Genomic DNA, 15,816 nt, shown 5'->3' with positions numbered 1-15,816 from the left:
GCAGTGCTGCCCGGTGAGGAGCGTCCCGCCACGCAGGTCGCTCCGCAGCCGTCCCCGACACTCACCGGGCAACTCGACGCCTATCTCGCGCACCTGACCGTCGAACGGGGGGTCGCGGCGAACACCCTCGCCTCCTACCGCCGCGACCTGCTGCGCTACGTCGAACACCTCACCGACATCCACATCGGCGACCTCGCCGACGTGCACGAACACCACATCAGCGACTTCGCCGCGAGCCTGCGCCGCGGAGACCCGGAACGCAACCGCCCGGCGCTGGCAGCGAGCTCGGCCGCCCGCGCCCTGATCGCCGTGCGCGGCCTGCACCGCTTCGCCGCCGCCGAAGGACAGACCCCGGTCGACGTCGCCCGCACCGTCAAACCCCCGGCGCCCGGGCGTCGCCTGCCCAAGGCGCTGACCGTCGACCAGGTCACCGAGATCCTCGATGCCGCCGCCCCCGACGCCGACGGACCCCGCAGTCTGCGCGACCGCGCCCTGCTCGAACTGCTGTACTCCACCGGCGCCCGCATCTCCGAGGCCGTCGGACTCGACGTCGACGACATCGACACCGAATCGCGCACCGTGCTGCTGCGCGGCAAGGGCGGCAAACAGCGACTCGTCCCGGTCGGACGCCCGGCGCTCGGCGCGCTCGACGCCTATCTCGTGCGGGGACGACCCGCCCTGGCGACCGGCCGCACCGCCGCGGTCTTCCTCAACGCGCGCGGCGGCCGCCTGTCGCGGCAGAGCGCGTGGAAGGTGCTGCAGACCGCCGCCGAACGCGCCGGAGTCGACGTCGGGGTGTCCCCACACACGCTGCGGCACTCCTTCGCGACGCACCTGCTCGACGGTGGCGCCGACGTACGCGTGGTACAGGAGTTACTGGGGCATGCTTCTGTGACGACCACGCAGATATACACCCTGGTCACCGCCGGTGCCCTCCGCGAAGTATGGGCGCAGGCGCATCCGCGGGCACGATGACCGACTCCCCAGGGGACGCGTGTCCGTGCGGTGATCCTGCCGCCGAAGCGGTAGCGTTCTGGGGACGAGCCGCCGGGCCACCCGGCGGGTCGAGGAGAGAACATCTGGGTCGCAAGACAGGGGGAGTACCGAACGTGGGCACACCTCGGCCACCCGCCACGTACATGGAGCCGGAGCACCTCCGGTCGCACACCGTCCCGGTCGACGCACACGGCCGCGAGGACACCGACAGAACGTCCACCACCGAGCCGACCACGACCTCCGGAACCGCCGCCGAGCCCGATCTCGGACCGACCGGCCGGCCACGCCGTCCCGTCCCGGAACCGGTGCCGTTGTCCACCCACGGACCGGCCCGCATCATCGCGATGTGCAACCAGAAGGGCGGGGTCGGCAAGACCACCTCGACCATCAACCTCGGGGCGTCCCTCGCCGAGTACGGGCGTCGCGTCCTGCTCGTCGACCTCGATCCGCAGGGCGCACTGTCCGCCGGACTCGGTGTCGCCCACCACGATCTCGATCTCACCGTGCACAACCTGCTCGTCGAACCGCGGGTGTCCACCGACGACGTGCTCGTGCGCACCCACGTCGAGGGCCTCGACCTGCTGCCGAGCAACATCGACCTGTCGGCGGCCGAGATCCAGCTCGTCTCCGAGGTCGGCCGCGAACAGGCCCTGGGCCGCGCCCTGTACCCGATGCTCGACCGCTACGACTACATCCTCGTCGACTGCCAGCCGTCGCTGGGGCTGCTCACCGTCAACGCGCTCGCCTGCGCCGACTCGGTGCTCATCCCCATGGAATGCGAGTTCTTCAGCCTGCGCGGCCTGGCACTGCTCAACGACACCGTCGCCAAGGTCCGCGACCGGCTCAACCCGAAGCTCGCCGTCGCCGGCATCCTCGTCACCATGTTCGACCAGCGCACCCTGCACGGTCGTGAGGTGATGTCGCGGGTCGTGGAGGTCTTCGGCGATCTCGTCTACGACGCCGTCATCAACCGCACCGTCAAGTTCCCGGAGACCAGCGTCGCCGGCGAACCCATCACCCGCTGGGCGCCCACCTCCGCCGGCGCCGAGTCGTACCGCGCCCTCGCGCGGGAAGTGATCCACCGGAGCGGTCGCTGAGCCCCGTGCATGCTCCCGTCCAGGACTCGGCGGACACCGGCACGGCACCCGATGGGGAGGTCGACGCGGTGGTCCTCGAGGACCCCCCCGAACCGGTCGGCTCGCAGGTCGAGGAGACCACCTCGGGCTTTCATGTGCGCCTGCGCAACTTCGAGGGCCCGTTCGACCTGCTGCTCACCCTCATCTCGCAGCGTCGCCTCGACGTCACCGAGGTGGCCCTCCATGAGGTCACCGACGACTTCATCGCCTACACCCGCAAACTCGGCCCCGAACTCGGCCTCGACCAGACCACCGAGTTCCTGGTCGTCGCCGCGACCCTGCTCGACCTCAAGGCCGCCCGGCTGCTGCCCGCCGGCGAGGTCGACGACCCCGAGGACCTCGCCCTGCTCGAGGCCCGCGACCTGCTGTTCGCGCGTCTGCTGCAGTACCGGGCCTACAAGCAGATCGCCGAACAGTTCGCCGCCCTCGAGGCCGCCGCCCTGCGCCGCTATCCGCGCGCGGTGTCCCTCGAGGAGTGCTACGAGAATCTCGTACCGGAGGTCGTGCTCGGTGTCGACGCGCACCGCTTCGCCGAGATCGCGGCCGCGGCGTTCCGGCCGAAACCACCACCGACCGTCGGTCTCGACCACCTGCACACCCCGAAGGTGTCGGTTCCCGAACAGGCCGCCCACATCCTCGGGCTGCTGCGTGCCCGCGGCGCCGGCGTCTGGGTCGGATTCGACGAACTCGTCGCCGACTGCGATCTCGGACTGCTCGTCGTGGCCCGGTTCCTCGCGCTGCTCGAGCTCTACCGCGAACGTGCCGTCACCTTCGAACAACCCGACCCGCTCGGACATCTGCAGGTCGCGTGGACGGGGGGGACCGACGGGGAGGCCATCGATTTCGAGGAGGACTACGGGTGAGCGACGACACCGTCGCGCGGGAGCACGCGGACGACAGCGCTGCACCGGAGCGCGCATGGGACGGTGAACTTCTCGAGATCGCCGACGACGAACTCACCGCGGCACTCGAGGCGCTGTTGCTCGTCGTCGACACCCCCGCGCCGACCGAGCAGCTCGCGACCGCCATCGGGGTCACCGCCGACCGCGCCGAGGCCGCGCTGCGGCGTCTCGCACAGGACCTCACCGCGCGCGGATCCGGCATCGACCTGCGGTTCGCCGGTGACGGCTGGCGCTTCTACACGCGCCGCGATTTCGCGCCCTACGTCGAGAAGCTGCTGCAGGGTGGCGCGCGCACCAAGCTCACCCGCGCCGCACTCGAGACGCTCGCCGTGATCGCCTACCGGCAACCGGTCACGCGCAGCCGTGTCCGCGCCGTGCGTGGCGTCAACGTCGACGGGGTGATGCGCACCCTGCTCGCGCGGGATCTGATCGCCGAGGCGGGCACCGATCCGGAGACCGGTGGCACGCTCTACGTCACCACGGAGCTGTTCCTCGAACGCCTCGGCCTGGCATCTCTGCAGGATCTGCCGCCCGTTGCGCCGCTTCTGCCCGATGTCGATGTGATCGACGACATCGCCGACAGTCTCGAGTCGGACCCACGATTTGAGAGAATGGGTAGGAACGCGCGTCCCGAGACTCTCTCGCCCGCGGAGTTCGATCCAGAGAACTGACAGGAACCAAGTGAATACACCCGCTCGCCGTGATGGCACACCGGACCGTAGAAGAAACAATCCCCGCAGCGCGAACACGCGCAACACCGGGGGATCCCGCTCGGGACGCGCGGACGCACCGCGTTCCGGAGGACGCACCGAAGCACCGCGTTCCGGAGGACGCACCGAAGCGCCTCGCTCCAGCGGACGTACAGACGCTCCCCGTTCGGGGCGCGCAGGGGCTCCCCGTTCGGGGGAGCGCACCGACTCACCCCGCTCCGATCGCCGGGCCACTCCCGGTCAGTCGGCTGCAGGCCGCAATCCGGCCCAGTCGGCTGCAGGCCGCAATCCCGCCCAGCCGGCTGCAGGCCGCAATCCCGCCCAGCCGGCCGCCGGTCGCAAACCGCACCGCAAGGGCACCTCGACCGGCAAGCCCTCCAAGCCTGCCGCCAAGCGCGCCGCGCAGCGCGTCGTTCCGACCGTGAGCAACGCCCGCCCCGCGCGTCACCAACACCGCGAAGCCGGCCACGCCCAACTGCCCGCCGGTGAAGGCGTGCGGCTGCAGAAGGTGCTCGCCCAGGCCGGCGTCGCCTCGCGCCGCGCTGCCGAGGAACTCATCGCCGCAGGTCGCGTCGAGGTCGACGGCAACATCGTCGTCGAACAAGGCCTGCGCGTGGACCCGGAGAACGCCGTGATCCGGGTCGACGGCGTCCGCGTCGTCATCAACAAGGATCTCGTGCACCTCGTGCTGAACAAGCCCCGCGGCTGGCAGTCCACGATGTCCGACGATCTCGGCCGTCCCTGCGTCGGCGACATCGTCTCCGAACGCGTCGCCGCCGGGCAGCGCCTGTTCCACGTCGGTCGTCTCGACGCCGACACCGAAGGGCTGCTGCTGCTCACCAACGACGGCGAACTCGCGCACCGGCTGATGCACCCGTCCTTCGAGGTGCCCAAGACCTACCTGGCGACCGTCAAGGGTGTGCTCGCGCGCGGCGTCGGCAAGCAGCTCAAGGCCGGCATCGAACTCGAGGACGGACCCGCCTCCGTCGACGAGTTCTCGCTGCTCGAGGTCCACGAAGGCCAGTCGCTCGTGCGGCTCGTGCTGCACGAGGGACGCAAGCACATCGTGCGACGTCTGCTCGACGCGGTCGGTTTCCCCGTGATCCGGCTCGTGCGCACCAACATCGGTCCCGTCGCGCTCGGCGACCAGCGTCCCGGCACCCTCCGTGTCCTCGGCCGCAACGAGGTCGGAGGCCTGTACCAGGCGGTGAAGCTGTGACCGCCCCGGGAGACGCGTTGATCGTCGCGATGGACGGCCCGTCCGGCACGGGCAAGTCCACCGTCTCCAAGCGTCTCGCGCAGCATCTCGGTGCCGCCTATCTCGACACCGGCGCGATGTACCGCATCGCGACGCTGCACGCCCTGCGCCGCGGCACCGATCTGACCGATCCGGCCGCGATCGCCGCCGTCACCGCCGGCCTGCCGTGGTCGATCGGCACCGACCCCACCGTCGAGGACATCCGCCTCGACGGGGACGACGTACGCGAGATCATCCGCGGCGCCGAGGTGACGGCCGCGGTCTCCGCGGTCTCCGCCGTGCCCGAGGTGCGCACCCTGCTCGTCGAGGCCCAGCAGCGGCTCGGCCGCGCCGAGCACCGCGTCGTCATCGAAGGACGCGACATCGGTACGGTCGTCTTCCCCGACGCGGACGTGAAGATCTTCCTCACCGCTTCGGCGGAGGCCCGCGCGCACCGGCGCAACAACCAGAACATCGCCGAGGGTCGCGGCGACGACTACGAGGCGGTCCTCGCCGCGGTGCAGCGCCGCGACCACCTCGACTCCACCCGCGCGGTGTCCCCACTGCGCGCGGCGGACGACGCGGTCGTCGTGGACACCAGCGACATGAACATCGACGAGGTGATCGCCGCGTTGCTCGCGGTGGTCGCCGAGCAGACTGGAGCGAAGCTGTGAGCGACGACCTGAGCACCGACTACACCGGGTTCGACGGCGACGGCACGTGGTCGGAAGAAGGTGACTGGGACATCGAGTTCGCCGAGGGCGGCGACCTCGAGGAGTTCGTCCCGGTCCCGACCGTCGCCGTGGTCGGCCGACCGAACGTCGGCAAGTCCACCCTGGTCAACCGCATCATCGGCCGACGTGAAGCCGTCGTCGAGGACGTCCCGGGCGTCACCCGCGACCGCGTCTCGTACGAGGCGTCGTGGAACGGCCGCCGATTCATGGTGCAGGACACCGGCGGATGGGAGCCCGACGCGAAGGGCATGCAGCAGTCCGTGGCCCGGCAGGCGGAGGTCGCGATGCGCACTGCCGACGCGATCCTCGTCGTCGTCGACGCCACGGTGGGCGCCACCAGCGTCGACGAGGCCGTCGCGAAGGTGCTGCGCCGGTCGAAGACGCCGGTGCTGCTCGTGGCGAACAAGGTCGACGACGACCGCGTCGAATCCGAGGCCGCGACATTGTGGTCCCTCGGACTCGGCCAGCCCTATTCGGTGTCGGCCACCCACGGCCGCGGCACCGGCGACCTGCTCGACGAGCTGCTCGCCAAGTTGCCGGCCACGCCCCGCGAGGGCACCGGTGGGGAAGGGCCTCGCCGCGTCGCGCTGGTGGGCAAGCCGAACGTCGGCAAGTCGAGCCTGCTCAACAAGCTCGCCGGCGACGAGCGGTCGGTGGTGCACGACATCGCCGGCACCACGGTCGACCCGGTGGACTCGATCGTCGAGCTCGGCGGCAAGCCGTGGCGGTTCGTCGACACCGCCGGTCTGCGCAAGCGCGTCAACAGCGCGTCCGGCGCCGAGTTCTACGCCTCCCTGCGCACGCGGGGTGCGATCGACGCGGCCGAGGTGGCGGTGTTGCTCATCGACGCCTCGCAGCCCATCACCGAGCAGGACCAGCGGGTCATCACGATGGTCGTCGAGTCCGGTCGCGCCCTGGTGATCGCCTTCAACAAGTGGGATCTCGTCGACGAGGACCGCCGCTACGAACTCGGCCGCGAGATCGACCGCGACCTGTTGCGGGTGCCGTGGGCGTCGCGGGTGAACATCTCCGCCAAGACCGGTCGCGCCGTGCAGAAGCTCGTCCCGGCCATGGAGACCGCCCTCGAGTCGTGGGACAAGCGCATCTCGACCGGACGCCTGAACTCCTGGCTCAAGGAGGTCGTGGCCGCGACCCCGCCGCCGATGCGCGGCGGTCGCCTGCCCCGGGTGCTGTTCGCCACTCAGGCGGCCACTCGGCCGCCGACCTTCGTGCTGTTCACCACGGGCTTCCTCGAGGCCGGCTACCGCCGCTTCCTCGAACGTCGCCTGCGTGAGGAGTTCAACTTCGACGGCAGTCCCGTGCGGATCTCGGTGCGCGTGCGGGAGAAGCGCGACCGCCGCAAGTGAGCTCCCGACGCCCGGTCGTGAAAACGCGCTGACCAGCCGATTAGTGTTTAGGTCCGTTCCTGTTGTAATCTCTGAGAGCGCTCGGAGAGAGCGCGGACGGGCTGTGGCGCAGCTTGGTAGCGCACTTGACTGGGGGTCAAGTGGTCGCAGGTTCAAATCCTGTCAGCCCGACAGCGAAAACCCCTTCCGGCTTCGGTCGGAAGGGGTTTTCTCGTCTCTGCCGAGGACTCATCCGGCCGTCGACGGCGCAGCGGTACGCACCGACCCCGGCGTCAACCCCGTCACGGTCGTGACGGGCGACGCCGTCCGTGACTCGGATATCGAACGTGCCGTGCACGGGCAGGACGCCCTCGTGCGCGCTCCAGCGACCTCGACTGGACCATCGTGCAACCGGTGAACCTCACCGACGGTGACGACGACGAGGCAACGGTTTCCGACAGCGACGTCTCGTCGTGAGCGGTCCCGCGACGTGCGGTCGGGCGCGTGCCGGCCGACCTGATCGACCGGCCCGAGTACGCCGGCGCCACAGTGGCGGTCTCCTGACACGGATCGCGCCGAACGCTCCCGGATCCGGTGCGCACCGTCCACGATGAGAAATGCGTCGGCGGATGGTCACTCTCCGTGCGGCACCATCCGTGCCCTGCGGCACCCGCGAAAGGACCACGATGACCACACGATTCAATCCCTATCTCGCATTCCGCGATTCCGCACGCGAGGCCATGGAGTTCTACAGGTCGGTGTTCGGCGGCGAACTGACGGTGAGCAGGTTCGCGGACATGAACGCCTCGCAGGATCCGAGCGAGGACGACAAGGTGATGCACTCGATGCTCACCACCGACCGCGGCTTCGTGCTCATGGCCTCGGACACCCCGAACGGCATGGACTACACGCCCGGTACGAACTTCTCGCTGTCGCTCAGCGGGGACGACGAGAGCGTGCTCCGGGGTTGGTGGGACGCGCTGAGCGACAGCGGTCGCGTCGACATGCCGCTCGAACGTGCCCCCTGGGGCGATCTGTTCGGCGTGTGCACCGACCGCTTCGGCGTGTCGTGGATGGTCAGCATCGGCGACCAGCAGGGCTGAACCCGCGCCGCTCGGCGCCCGTCAGCCGAGGCGGGCGTCGAGCTCGCGCACCAGTTTCGGTGGCGCGGTCTGCCGATAGGACATGTCGAGCAGTTCGGCGACCTCGTCCCAGTCCACCTCCGGACGGGAGAGGTCGTACCCGACCCACCCGGACGGCCCGAAATACATCGGCACATAGGTGTGGGGTTCCTCGAGCAGCGCGCGGCGCTCCTCCTCGTCGGGCTTGACGATGAGGGAGCGGGGAAACGGTGCGCGGGTGCCCTTCTCGCCGCCTCCGTAGACCGCGAAGGCCGTCCGGGTGGAGAAGAACGGACGGCCGTGCGAGATCTTCTCGGAGGCGCCGGGCAGGGCCAGCGCGAGCGAGCGCACACGAGCGAGCAGGGGATCCGCCTCGTCGAACATCACCGGATGCGGCATGAGCGGAGCGTACCGAGCGGCTACGACAACGGTCGCGCGATCAACTCTTCCGACTCTTCAGCGCATCGGTACCGGCGTGCAACAGCGGCTCGACGCCGCGGCCGAGTTCCTCGAACCCCTCGCCGACCGTCTTGCCCTGACGGAACCGGAAGTAGATGCCTTCGAGGATCACCGCGAGCTTGTAGTAGGCCAGGGCGAGGTGGAACGCCATGTCCGACAGGTCGCGTCCACCGGCGGCCTCGTACCGCGCGAGCAGTTCGTCGTCGCCGAGGAAGCCCGGAGCGCGGGACACCGTCGAGACGGGGAATTCCGTGTTCTCCCGCGCCAGCCGCTGGTAGACCAGCAGCAACGCCACATCGGTGAGGGGATCGCCGATCGTGGCCATCTCCCAGTCCAGCACCGCGACCACCTTGTCGTCGTCGTCGACGAGGACGTTGTCGAGCCGGTAGTCGCCGTGCACGATGCCCACCTCGCCGTCGCCCGGCAGATTGTCGACGAGCAGCCGGTGAAGCTCGTCGGCGCCGTCGAGGTCCCGGCTGTGCGAGTTCTCGAGCTGGGTGGTCCAGCGCCGCACCTGCCGCTCGAGGAAGCCCTGGGGGCGGCCGAAGTCCTCGAGTCCCACGGCGGCCGGGTCCACCGCGTGCAGGGCGGCCAGGGTGTCGACCATCCGCTCGGAGATCACGCGCGTGCGCTCGGCGCCGAGCGGTTCGAGTTCCTCCGCGGTGCGATAGGGCGTCCCCACGACCAGATCCATGAGGTAGAAGGGCGCGCCGAGCACCGAATCGTCCTCGCACAGCAGGTACGAGCGGGGGACCGGTACCGCGGTGCCGGCGAGCGCGGAGATGACGCGGTACTCGCGAGCCATGTCGTGTGCCGTCGCGAGGACGTGTCCGAGTGGGGGACGGCGCAGCACCAGCCGCCGGTCACCGTCGGTCACCTCGTAGGTGAGATTCGAGCGCCCGCCGCTGATCAGGCGTGCGCGGAGGGGACCGGAGAACAGGTCGGGGGCGGAGGTCTGCAGATAGGCATCGAGCGCATCGAGGTCGAGGCCGGCGGGCACGTCGTTCATCGAGCTCCTTTCCGTCGGCTCCCACTATGACCGCGGGTGGGGATCCGTGTACGGAGAACTCCCACCCACGCAGGTAATCCGGACGGTACGGAAACCACAAATATCCAGAATTCCTCTCCTCGGGATCGGCACCACCGACACCAGCCAGGACATGCGCCGACCCGCCGGTGCGATTGTGACGAACTACTGTCGACCCATGCCCGCTGCTCATCCTCTCGACCGAGACAACGTCCGCGACGCGCTGGACGCGTTCGACTCGCGCCGACTGCCGCTCGACGGCCGCCGGCACGCAGCCGTCGTCGTGGCGGTGCTCGACGACGGGAACGGCAACCCCGTCATGCCCCTCACGCGGCGCCCCACGCGTCTGCGGGCGCATCCCGGCCAGTTCGCGTTGCCGGGCGGGCGTCTGGACGAGGGGGAGCGGGCCGAGGAGGCCGCCTTGCGCGAGCTGCACGAGGAACTCGGACTCGACCTCGGCCCCGAGGCCGTGCTCGGCCGGCTCGACGACTACATCACGCGCTCCGGTTACGTCATGTCGCCGTTCGTCGTGTGGTCGGACACCGCCGTGACCGATCTGAAGCCCAGCCCCGACGAGGTCGACGTGCTCTTCGCCGTCACCACCGACGAACTCGACGTCGATCCGCGCTTCGTCACCATCCCCGAATCCGACAAGCCGGTGATCCAGTGGCCCTTCCGCGGTCACCTCGTGCACGCACCGACCGCCGCGGTGGTCTACCAGTTCCGCGAGGTCGTGCTGTGCCGGCGGGCCACGCGCATCGACGGTCTCGAGCAGCCGGTCTTCGCCTGGCGTTGACACCCCGGAATCTCCGGTCGCGCGGCTGTGGAAGGCTGGACTCCGTGCCCGAACGGAACTCCGGCGGGGCACCACGCGAACGACCTCACGAGAACACGGAGCGGCCCACCATGACCGATGCGACCGGAACCGCCGACGCGCGCGGATCGGACCGCATCCTCACCGTGCCGAACGTCCTCAGCTTCGTCCGACTGCTGGGTGTGCCCGTCTTCCTCTATCTCGTCCTCGTCGCCCACGCCGATGTCTGGGCGCTGATCCTGCTGGCCGCGAGCAGTATCACCGACTGGGCCGACGGCAAACTCGCCCGGCTGCTCGACCAGACCTCCCGACTCGGCGCCCTTCTCGATCCCGCCGTCGACCGCCTCTACATCGTGGCCACCCTCGTCGCCCTCGTGGCGCGCGACATCGTGCCCTGGTGGATCGCGGTGATCCTCGTCGGCCGCGAACTCGTCCTGGCCCCGACGCTGGCCGTCTACCGGCGCCGGGAACTGCCCCCGCCGGACGTGCTGTACCTCGGCAAGGGCGCCACCTTCCTGCTCATGTGCGCACTGCCGCTGATGCTCGGGGCCGTCGCAGTGCCCGCCTCGGAGCCGATCACCGGCCCGCTCGGCTGGGCTGCCCTGATCTGGGGGACCGTGCTGTACGTGTGGACCGGCCTGCTGTACCTCGGGCAGGCCGTCGTGACGGCACGGATCGTGCCGGCCGGGCGGTGATCCGATGAGCCGCGCATGGGAACGCATCCGGCGCAATCCGGTGCCCTCGCTCCTGAAGTCGCTCCTCGAGGATCATCTCGACCCCGGCTACGCCGCGTCCGCCGCGGACCGGGCGGCAGGGCGCTCGAGCACCTCTCCGCGCGCGTCGCGCGCGTGGCTCGGCGTCGGAGTTCTCCTCGCCGGCCTCGTGATCGGCGTCGCGTACGCGCAGAACGCCGACGTGCAGGCCGGCACCGACAGCACCCGCGCCGAGATCCTCGACTCCCTTCGGGCAGGGGACGAACGCATCGCCGCGCTCACTGCCCAGCGGGACGAACTCGGTGCCGCGGTCGACGAACGACGCACCGCCCTGTTCTCCGACGGAGGCGACGGCGCGACCATCCTCGACCGACTCCGCGACGCCGAGACCGCAGCCGCGGCAACACCGGTGCGCGGTCCGGGGATCACGGTCACCCTCACCGAACCGACCGCGCGACCGAACCTGTCGGATGCGGCGCGACTCGAGGACCGACCCACCGCGCTCGTCCTCGACCGCGACCTGCAGTCGGTCGTCAACGCGCTGTGGGCGGCCGGTGCGGAGGCCGTCGAGGTCGGGGGCGTGCGGGTGGGTCCCGGCGTCACCATCCGGCAGGCGGGGGGAGCGATGCTCGTCGACAACCGGCCCGTATTCTCCCCGTACACGGTCTCGGCGGTGGGATCTCCCTCCCGGCTGCAGACGTCCTTCGTCGTCAGCGACGCCTACCTGCGCATCGCGGGGATACAGCAGCTCTACGGGGTGGGATTCACCCTCGCCGAGGAGGACGATCTCGAGTTTCCGGCCGCCACGGTCCGGAAACTCGGCAGCAGTGGAGAAACGGGGTACAGGTGAAGCGACTCGAACACGGTCACGCGCTCTACGCGGTGCTCGCACTGGCGATCGGGATCGGCGCCGGAATCGTGTTCAGCCCACAGGTACCCGACGTCGTACAGCCCTACCTGCCCATCGCGGTGGTCGCCGCGCTCGACACGGTCTTCGGCGGTCTGCGCGCCTATCTCGACGACATCTTCGACGCGAAGGTGTTCGTGGTGTCGTTCGTCTTCAACGTCCTCGTCGCCGCACTGATCGTGTGGCTCGGCGACCAGCTCGGGGTGGGCACCCAGCTGTCGACCGCAGTCATCGTCGTCCTCGGCATCCGCATCTTCGGAAACGCTGCCGCCCTACGTCGTCGCCTGTTCGGAGCCTGACCGTGACCGAACCGCAACAACCCGGCCCCACGCGCGACACCGGTACCACGCCCGAGACCGGCGCCGGCGCGGGCGACGAGACCACCACCGGGTCCGACGCGAGCCGCACCACCCGCTCGCAACGCGTCTTCCTCGTCCTCGCGGCGATTCTCGTCGTCCTGCTCGGCGCCGGCATCGCCACCCAGGTGCGCACGACCGACACCGGCGACGACCTCGACTCGGCGCGCCCTGCGGACCTGCTCGTGCTGCTCGACAACCTCAACCGCCGCGAAGCCGCTCTCCGCCAGGAGATCACCGAACTCGAGCGCACCCTCTCGAGTCTCGAACAGGAAGGCTCGGAAGCGGCACTCGAGGAAGCCCGCACGCGCCTGTACACGCTGTCGGTGCAACTCGGCACCGAACCCGCCACCGGGCCCGGAGTGGTTCTCACCGTCGACGATCCGCGCGAGGGCGTCGGATCGGAGGTGCTGCTCGACATGATCCAGGAGCTGCGCGCGGCGGGTGCCGACACGATGCAGATCGCCGGGGCGAACGGCGAGACCGTGCGCATCGGGGTCGATTCGTGGGTCACCGGACCGGGCGGCGACATCGTCGTCGACGACCGCGGACTCGACGCTCCGTACACCGTCACCGCCATCGGCGACGGACCGACTCTCGCCGCCGCATTGAACATTCCCGGCGGAGTGGTCGACACGGTCGCCCGTGCGGGCGGATCATTGTCCGTGGAACAGTCTCCGCAGGTGGAGGTGTCCGCCTTGCGGGAGATCGAGCCACGCCAATACTCTCAGCCCGGTAACTGAATCCGACGTTCCGGTCGAACGTCGTCTCCGAAAGGACCAGTCTTGACCGATTTCGCGACACCCGAGGATCTGCGGTACACCCCCGAGCACGAGTGGGTGCGCAGGACGGGCGCGACGACCGTGCGCATCGGGATCACCGACTACGCACAGTCCCAACTCGGCGACGTGGTCTTCGTGCAGCTGCCCGAGGCGGGCGCCGAGATCGCCGCCGGCGAGTCCTTCGGAGAGGTCGAGTCCACCAAGAGCGTGTCGGACGTGTTCGCGCCGCTGACTGCGAAGGTGACCGCCGTCAACACGGAACTCGACGCGAATCCCGAACTGGTGAACAGCAGCCCGTACGAGGACGGCTGGCTCGTCGACGTGGAGATCGGCAGCGAGAGCGACCTCGACGAGGCGCTCGCGGAGACGCTCGACGCGGAAGGTTACCGCGGGATCACGGAAGGCTGACGGACCCGACAGGTAACGTGACCGCGACTGTCTGCGTCAGTACCCCCGAGCGGGGTACGGTCGGATATGGCGTGTGCCGTGTCGGACCTGAACGGGGCGAACGAATCAGCGACCGTCCGGGATCACCCGGGTGGTCGAACGGATAAGGAGAAACGGTGAGCGAGAACGGCAACGCGGGCTACGAGGAGACTCCTGCAGAGACCACTTCGGTATTTCGCGCCGACTTCCTGAACGAAGTGGAGGGCGCGGGTTCGGCCACCACCGAAGCGCCCGTCTCGGGTGTCGAGGGCCTGCCCGCCGGATCGGCGCTGCTGGTGGTCAAGCGGGGACCCAATGCAGGATCGCGCTTCCTGCTCGACCAGCCCACCACCTCGGCGGGTCGGCATCCCGACAGCGACATCTTCCTCGACGACGTGACCGTCAGCCGTCGGCACGCCGAGTTCCGCCAGGACGAGGGCGAATTCCAGGTCGTCGACGTGGGAAGCCTCAACGGCACCTACGTCAACCGCGAGCCGGTCGACTCCGCCGTTCTCGCGAACGGCGACGAGGTGCAGATCGGCAAGTTCCGGCTGGTGTTCCTGACCGGTCCGCGAGGTAACCAGGGCGCGGGTAGCTGATGACCGCGGCCCGCCAGCCGGCGCCGGCCGGAATGTCGATCGGGTCGGTGCTCGACCGCCTGCGTCCGGAATTCCCGGACGTGACGATCTCGAAGATCCGGTTCCTCGAGGCCGAGGGACTGATCAGCCCGGAACGCACCCCCTCGGGCTACCGACGCTTCTCGATCGCCGACTGCGAGCGTCTGCGGTACGTGCTCACCGCGCAGCGCGATCAGTACCTTCCGCTCAAGGTGATCAAGGAGCAGCTCGAGGCGATCGACCGCGGCGCCGCCACGGTGGGATCGGTCGAGACCCGGATCACCCGGCCGCGCCCGCTGGCGGTCGCCCGCGGCGAGGTCTCGCCGGAGGATCTGCGCACCGACCGCGAGATCCGGGTGAGTCGCGACGATCTGTGCACCCGTGCGGGGATCGACGCGGCCTTCCTCACCGAGCTGGTGGGGGCGGGCCTGGTCAAGCCGGGCCCGGCCGGTTTCTTCGACGAGGACGCGGTGCTGCTCGCCCGCACGGCGAAAGCGATGGCGGAGTTCGGCCTCGAGGTTCGGCACCTGCGGGCGTTCAAGCTCGCCGCCGACCGCGAGGCCGCGCTCGTCGCGCAGATCGCCGGTCCGATCGCGAAGGGCCGCGACGCCGGGGCGCGGCAGCGCGCCGAGGAGATGGTGCGCGAACTGGCCGCACTGTCGTTGACATTGCACACCTGCCTGGTGAAAGCGGCGGTGCAGGGGGCCCTCGACCGTTAGGCGACGAATTCATCGCCGTGTGCGACCACGGGCCCTTCGTCGGGTGGTGACGTACGGCACCTGACGGATGCGCTGGAGGACACTAGAATTCCAGGCAGTACCTGTCGGGTGGTCCCACCACCGACGAGCAGCAGGACGGAGGCATCGCGATGAGCGAGATGCGGATAGTAGGGATTCGTATCGAACAGCCGCAGAACCAGCCTGTCCTCCTGCTGCGGGAGGTCGACGGCGATCGGTATCTGCCGATCTGGATCGGGCAGAACGAAGCGACCGCCATCGCCCTCGAACAGCAGGGGGTCGAACCGGCGCGGCCGCTGACCCACGACCTGATCAAGAACCTCCTCGAGGCGTTCGGTCACAACCTGCGCGAGGTGCGCATCGTCGACCTGCGCGAAGGGACGTTCTACGCGGATCTGGTCTTCGACGGAGGGATGCGCGTGTCCTGCCGGCCCTCCGACGGGGTCGCGGTGGCCTTGCGCATCGGCGCGCCGGTCCACGTCGAGGAACCGGTGCTCACGGAGGCAGGACTGGTCATGCCCGACGAACGGGAGGACGAGGTCGAGAAGTTCAAGGAGTTCCTCGACTCCGTCTCGCCCGACGATTTCAAGGCGACGGACGGCTGAGCGCCGTCCGTCCGCACGGCGACGAGCGTTGGCGCGCGCGTCGGCCGTGACGGTAGTAATGTCGAACGTTGCCTTCCGGTCGGCGTGTTGCAGCCCGACGCCCAACACCGGAGCGTACGCTGAGTTGATCCGCCAGGGATGACTCGGTGAGCCTGGGAGCGCTCGATGATCGGATGTGGTCGGGGGGATCC

Annotated in this window: 19 protein-coding genes and 1 tRNA gene; 18 read left to right on the top strand and 2 right to left on the bottom strand. The window is 69.6% G+C overall.

The annotated features are described in order from the left end of the window. Positions 1-3 precede the first annotated feature (3 nt). The 9 genes from xerD (at position 4) to ACWPOC_RS19080 (ending at position 8,164) form a co-directional block, all read left to right on the top strand. On the top strand, positions 4-975 hold the full coding sequence (gene xerD, locus ACWPOC_RS19120) for a site-specific tyrosine recombinase XerD (protein ID WP_120282980.1): 972 nt from the start codon (positions 4-6) through the stop codon (positions 973-975). A 134-nt stretch (positions 976-1,109) separates the two neighbouring features. Beyond that, a complete protein-coding gene (locus ACWPOC_RS19115) occupies positions 1,110-2,093 on the top strand; it encodes a ParA family protein (protein WP_404817751.1) in 984 nt (327 codons plus the stop codon). Positions 2,094-2,098: 5 nt separating this feature from the next. Continuing rightward, positions 2,099-2,995: a segregation and condensation protein A gene (locus ACWPOC_RS19110; protein ID WP_455409174.1), complete on the top strand. Its 897-nt coding sequence runs from the start codon at positions 2,099-2,101 to the stop codon at positions 2,993-2,995. After that, positions 2,992-3,705, top strand: coding sequence for an SMC-Scp complex subunit ScpB (gene scpB / locus ACWPOC_RS19105; RefSeq protein ID WP_404817750.1), 714 nt, complete (start codon positions 2,992-2,994; stop codon positions 3,703-3,705). Before ACWPOC_RS19110 ends, scpB begins: the two co-directional genes overlap by 4 nt. A 10-nt stretch (positions 3,706-3,715) precedes the next feature. Next, positions 3,716-4,963, top strand: coding sequence for a pseudouridine synthase (locus tag ACWPOC_RS19100; protein ID WP_455409173.1), 1,248 nt, complete (start codon positions 3,716-3,718; stop codon positions 4,961-4,963). Positions 4,964-4,992: 29 nt separating this feature from the next. Continuing rightward, positions 4,993-5,655, top strand: a complete 663-nt coding sequence (gene cmk, locus ACWPOC_RS19095) for a (d)CMP kinase (protein ID WP_120284343.1) — start codon at positions 4,993-4,995, stop codon at positions 5,653-5,655. After that, on the top strand, positions 5,652-7,082 hold the full coding sequence (gene der, locus ACWPOC_RS19090) for a ribosome biogenesis GTPase Der (RefSeq protein WP_019289613.1): 1,431 nt from the start codon (positions 5,652-5,654) through the stop codon (positions 7,080-7,082). The genes cmk and der overlap by 4 nt, the downstream gene beginning before the upstream one ends. Positions 7,083-7,179: 97 nt before the next feature. Continuing rightward, positions 7,180-7,253: transfer RNA gene (locus ACWPOC_RS19085), tRNA-Pro, on the top strand. Positions 7,254-7,747: 494 nt separating this feature from the next. Further along, on the top strand, positions 7,748-8,164 hold the full coding sequence (locus ACWPOC_RS19080) for a VOC family protein (protein ID WP_120282966.1): 417 nt from the start codon (positions 7,748-7,750) through the stop codon (positions 8,162-8,164). Positions 8,165-8,185: 21 nt separating this feature from the next. Here the strand turns inward: ACWPOC_RS19080 and ACWPOC_RS19075 are convergent, their stop codons facing one another. Together ACWPOC_RS19075 and ACWPOC_RS19070 are read right to left on the bottom strand one after the other, a co-directional pair. Continuing rightward, a complete protein-coding gene (locus ACWPOC_RS19075; protein WP_120282964.1) occupies positions 8,186-8,581 on the bottom strand; it encodes an MmcQ/YjbR family DNA-binding protein in 396 nt (131 codons plus the stop codon). A 40-nt stretch (positions 8,582-8,621) separates the two neighbouring features. Further along, entirely contained in the window at positions 8,622-9,650 is a 1,029-nt protein-coding gene (locus ACWPOC_RS19070) for a phosphotransferase family protein (protein WP_120282962.1), read from the bottom strand. A 196-nt stretch (positions 9,651-9,846) separates the two neighbouring features. Between ACWPOC_RS19070 and ACWPOC_RS19065 the strand changes: the two genes are divergently transcribed. The 9 genes from ACWPOC_RS19065 (at position 9,847) to ACWPOC_RS19025 (ending at position 15,625) form a co-directional block, all read left to right on the top strand. Continuing rightward, on the top strand, positions 9,847-10,464 hold the full coding sequence (locus tag ACWPOC_RS19065; protein ID WP_455409172.1) for an NUDIX hydrolase: 618 nt from the start codon (positions 9,847-9,849) through the stop codon (positions 10,462-10,464). Between the two features lie 110 nt (positions 10,465-10,574). Then, positions 10,575-11,177: a CDP-alcohol phosphatidyltransferase family protein gene (locus ACWPOC_RS19060; RefSeq protein WP_006552741.1), complete on the top strand. Its 603-nt coding sequence runs from the start codon at positions 10,575-10,577 to the stop codon at positions 11,175-11,177. 4 nt (positions 11,178-11,181) lie between these two features. Beyond that, on the top strand, positions 11,182-12,045 hold the full coding sequence (locus tag ACWPOC_RS19055) for a DUF881 domain-containing protein (protein ID WP_455409171.1): 864 nt from the start codon (positions 11,182-11,184) through the stop codon (positions 12,043-12,045). Further along, positions 12,042-12,401: a small basic family protein gene (locus tag ACWPOC_RS19050; RefSeq protein ID WP_006552743.1), complete on the top strand. Its 360-nt coding sequence runs from the start codon at positions 12,042-12,044 to the stop codon at positions 12,399-12,401. The genes ACWPOC_RS19055 and ACWPOC_RS19050 overlap by 4 nt, the downstream gene beginning before the upstream one ends. A gap of 2 nt (positions 12,402-12,403) precedes the next feature. Then, positions 12,404-13,201, top strand: coding sequence for a DUF881 domain-containing protein (locus ACWPOC_RS19045; protein ID WP_120282956.1), 798 nt, complete (start codon positions 12,404-12,406; stop codon positions 13,199-13,201). A 42-nt stretch (positions 13,202-13,243) separates the two neighbouring features. Continuing rightward, positions 13,244-13,648 carry a glycine cleavage system protein GcvH gene (gcvH, locus tag ACWPOC_RS19040; RefSeq protein WP_159418145.1) on the top strand — a complete coding sequence of 135 codons (405 nt, stop codon included), beginning with the start codon at positions 13,244-13,246 and terminating at the stop codon, positions 13,646-13,648. Positions 13,649-13,803: 155 nt separating this feature from the next. Next, positions 13,804-14,265 carry a glycogen accumulation regulator GarA gene (garA, locus tag ACWPOC_RS19035; RefSeq protein ID WP_006552746.1) on the top strand — a complete coding sequence of 154 codons (462 nt, stop codon included), beginning with the start codon at positions 13,804-13,806 and terminating at the stop codon, positions 14,263-14,265. Beyond that, positions 14,265-15,002: a transcriptional regulator FtsR gene (ftsR, locus tag ACWPOC_RS19030; RefSeq protein ID WP_016694269.1), complete on the top strand. Its 738-nt coding sequence runs from the start codon at positions 14,265-14,267 to the stop codon at positions 15,000-15,002. Before garA ends, ftsR begins: the two co-directional genes overlap by 1 nt. A 149-nt stretch (positions 15,003-15,151) precedes the next feature. Beyond that, on the top strand, positions 15,152-15,625 hold the full coding sequence (locus tag ACWPOC_RS19025; RefSeq protein ID WP_059384135.1) for a bifunctional nuclease family protein: 474 nt from the start codon (positions 15,152-15,154) through the stop codon (positions 15,623-15,625). The last annotated feature ends 191 nt before the right edge of the window (positions 15,626-15,816 follow it).

Source organism: Rhodococcus sp. 5G237 (genome assembly GCF_053764735.1).
The sequence above is the reverse complement of the archived record's forward strand: the minus strand, read 5'-3'. Positions and strand labels throughout refer to the sequence as shown.

Coding starts and splice junctions, on each gene's coding strand:
- cmk (WP_120284343.1), top strand. CDS start 4,993: ATGGACGGCCCGTCCGGCACGGGCAAGTCCACCGTCTCCAAGCGTCTC.
- ACWPOC_RS19080 (WP_120282966.1), top strand. CDS start 7,748: ATGACCACACGATTCAATCCCTATCTCGCATTCCGCGATTCCGCACGC.
- ACWPOC_RS19075 (WP_120282964.1), bottom strand. CDS start 8,581: ATGCCGCATCCGGTGATGTTCGACGAGGCGGATCCCCTGCTCGCTCGT.
- ACWPOC_RS19070 (WP_120282962.1), bottom strand. CDS start 9,650: ATGAACGACGTGCCCGCCGGCCTCGACCTCGATGCGCTCGATGCCTAT.
- ACWPOC_RS19065 (WP_455409172.1), top strand. CDS start 9,847: ATGCCCGCTGCTCATCCTCTCGACCGAGACAACGTCCGCGACGCGCTG.
- ACWPOC_RS19060 (WP_006552741.1), top strand. CDS start 10,575: ATGACCGATGCGACCGGAACCGCCGACGCGCGCGGATCGGACCGCATC.
- ACWPOC_RS19055 (WP_455409171.1), top strand. CDS start 11,182: ATGAGCCGCGCATGGGAACGCATCCGGCGCAATCCGGTGCCCTCGCTC.
- ftsR (WP_016694269.1), top strand. CDS start 14,265: ATGACCGCGGCCCGCCAGCCGGCGCCGGCCGGAATGTCGATCGGGTCG.
- ACWPOC_RS19025 (WP_059384135.1), top strand. CDS start 15,152: ATGAGCGAGATGCGGATAGTAGGGATTCGTATCGAACAGCCGCAGAAC.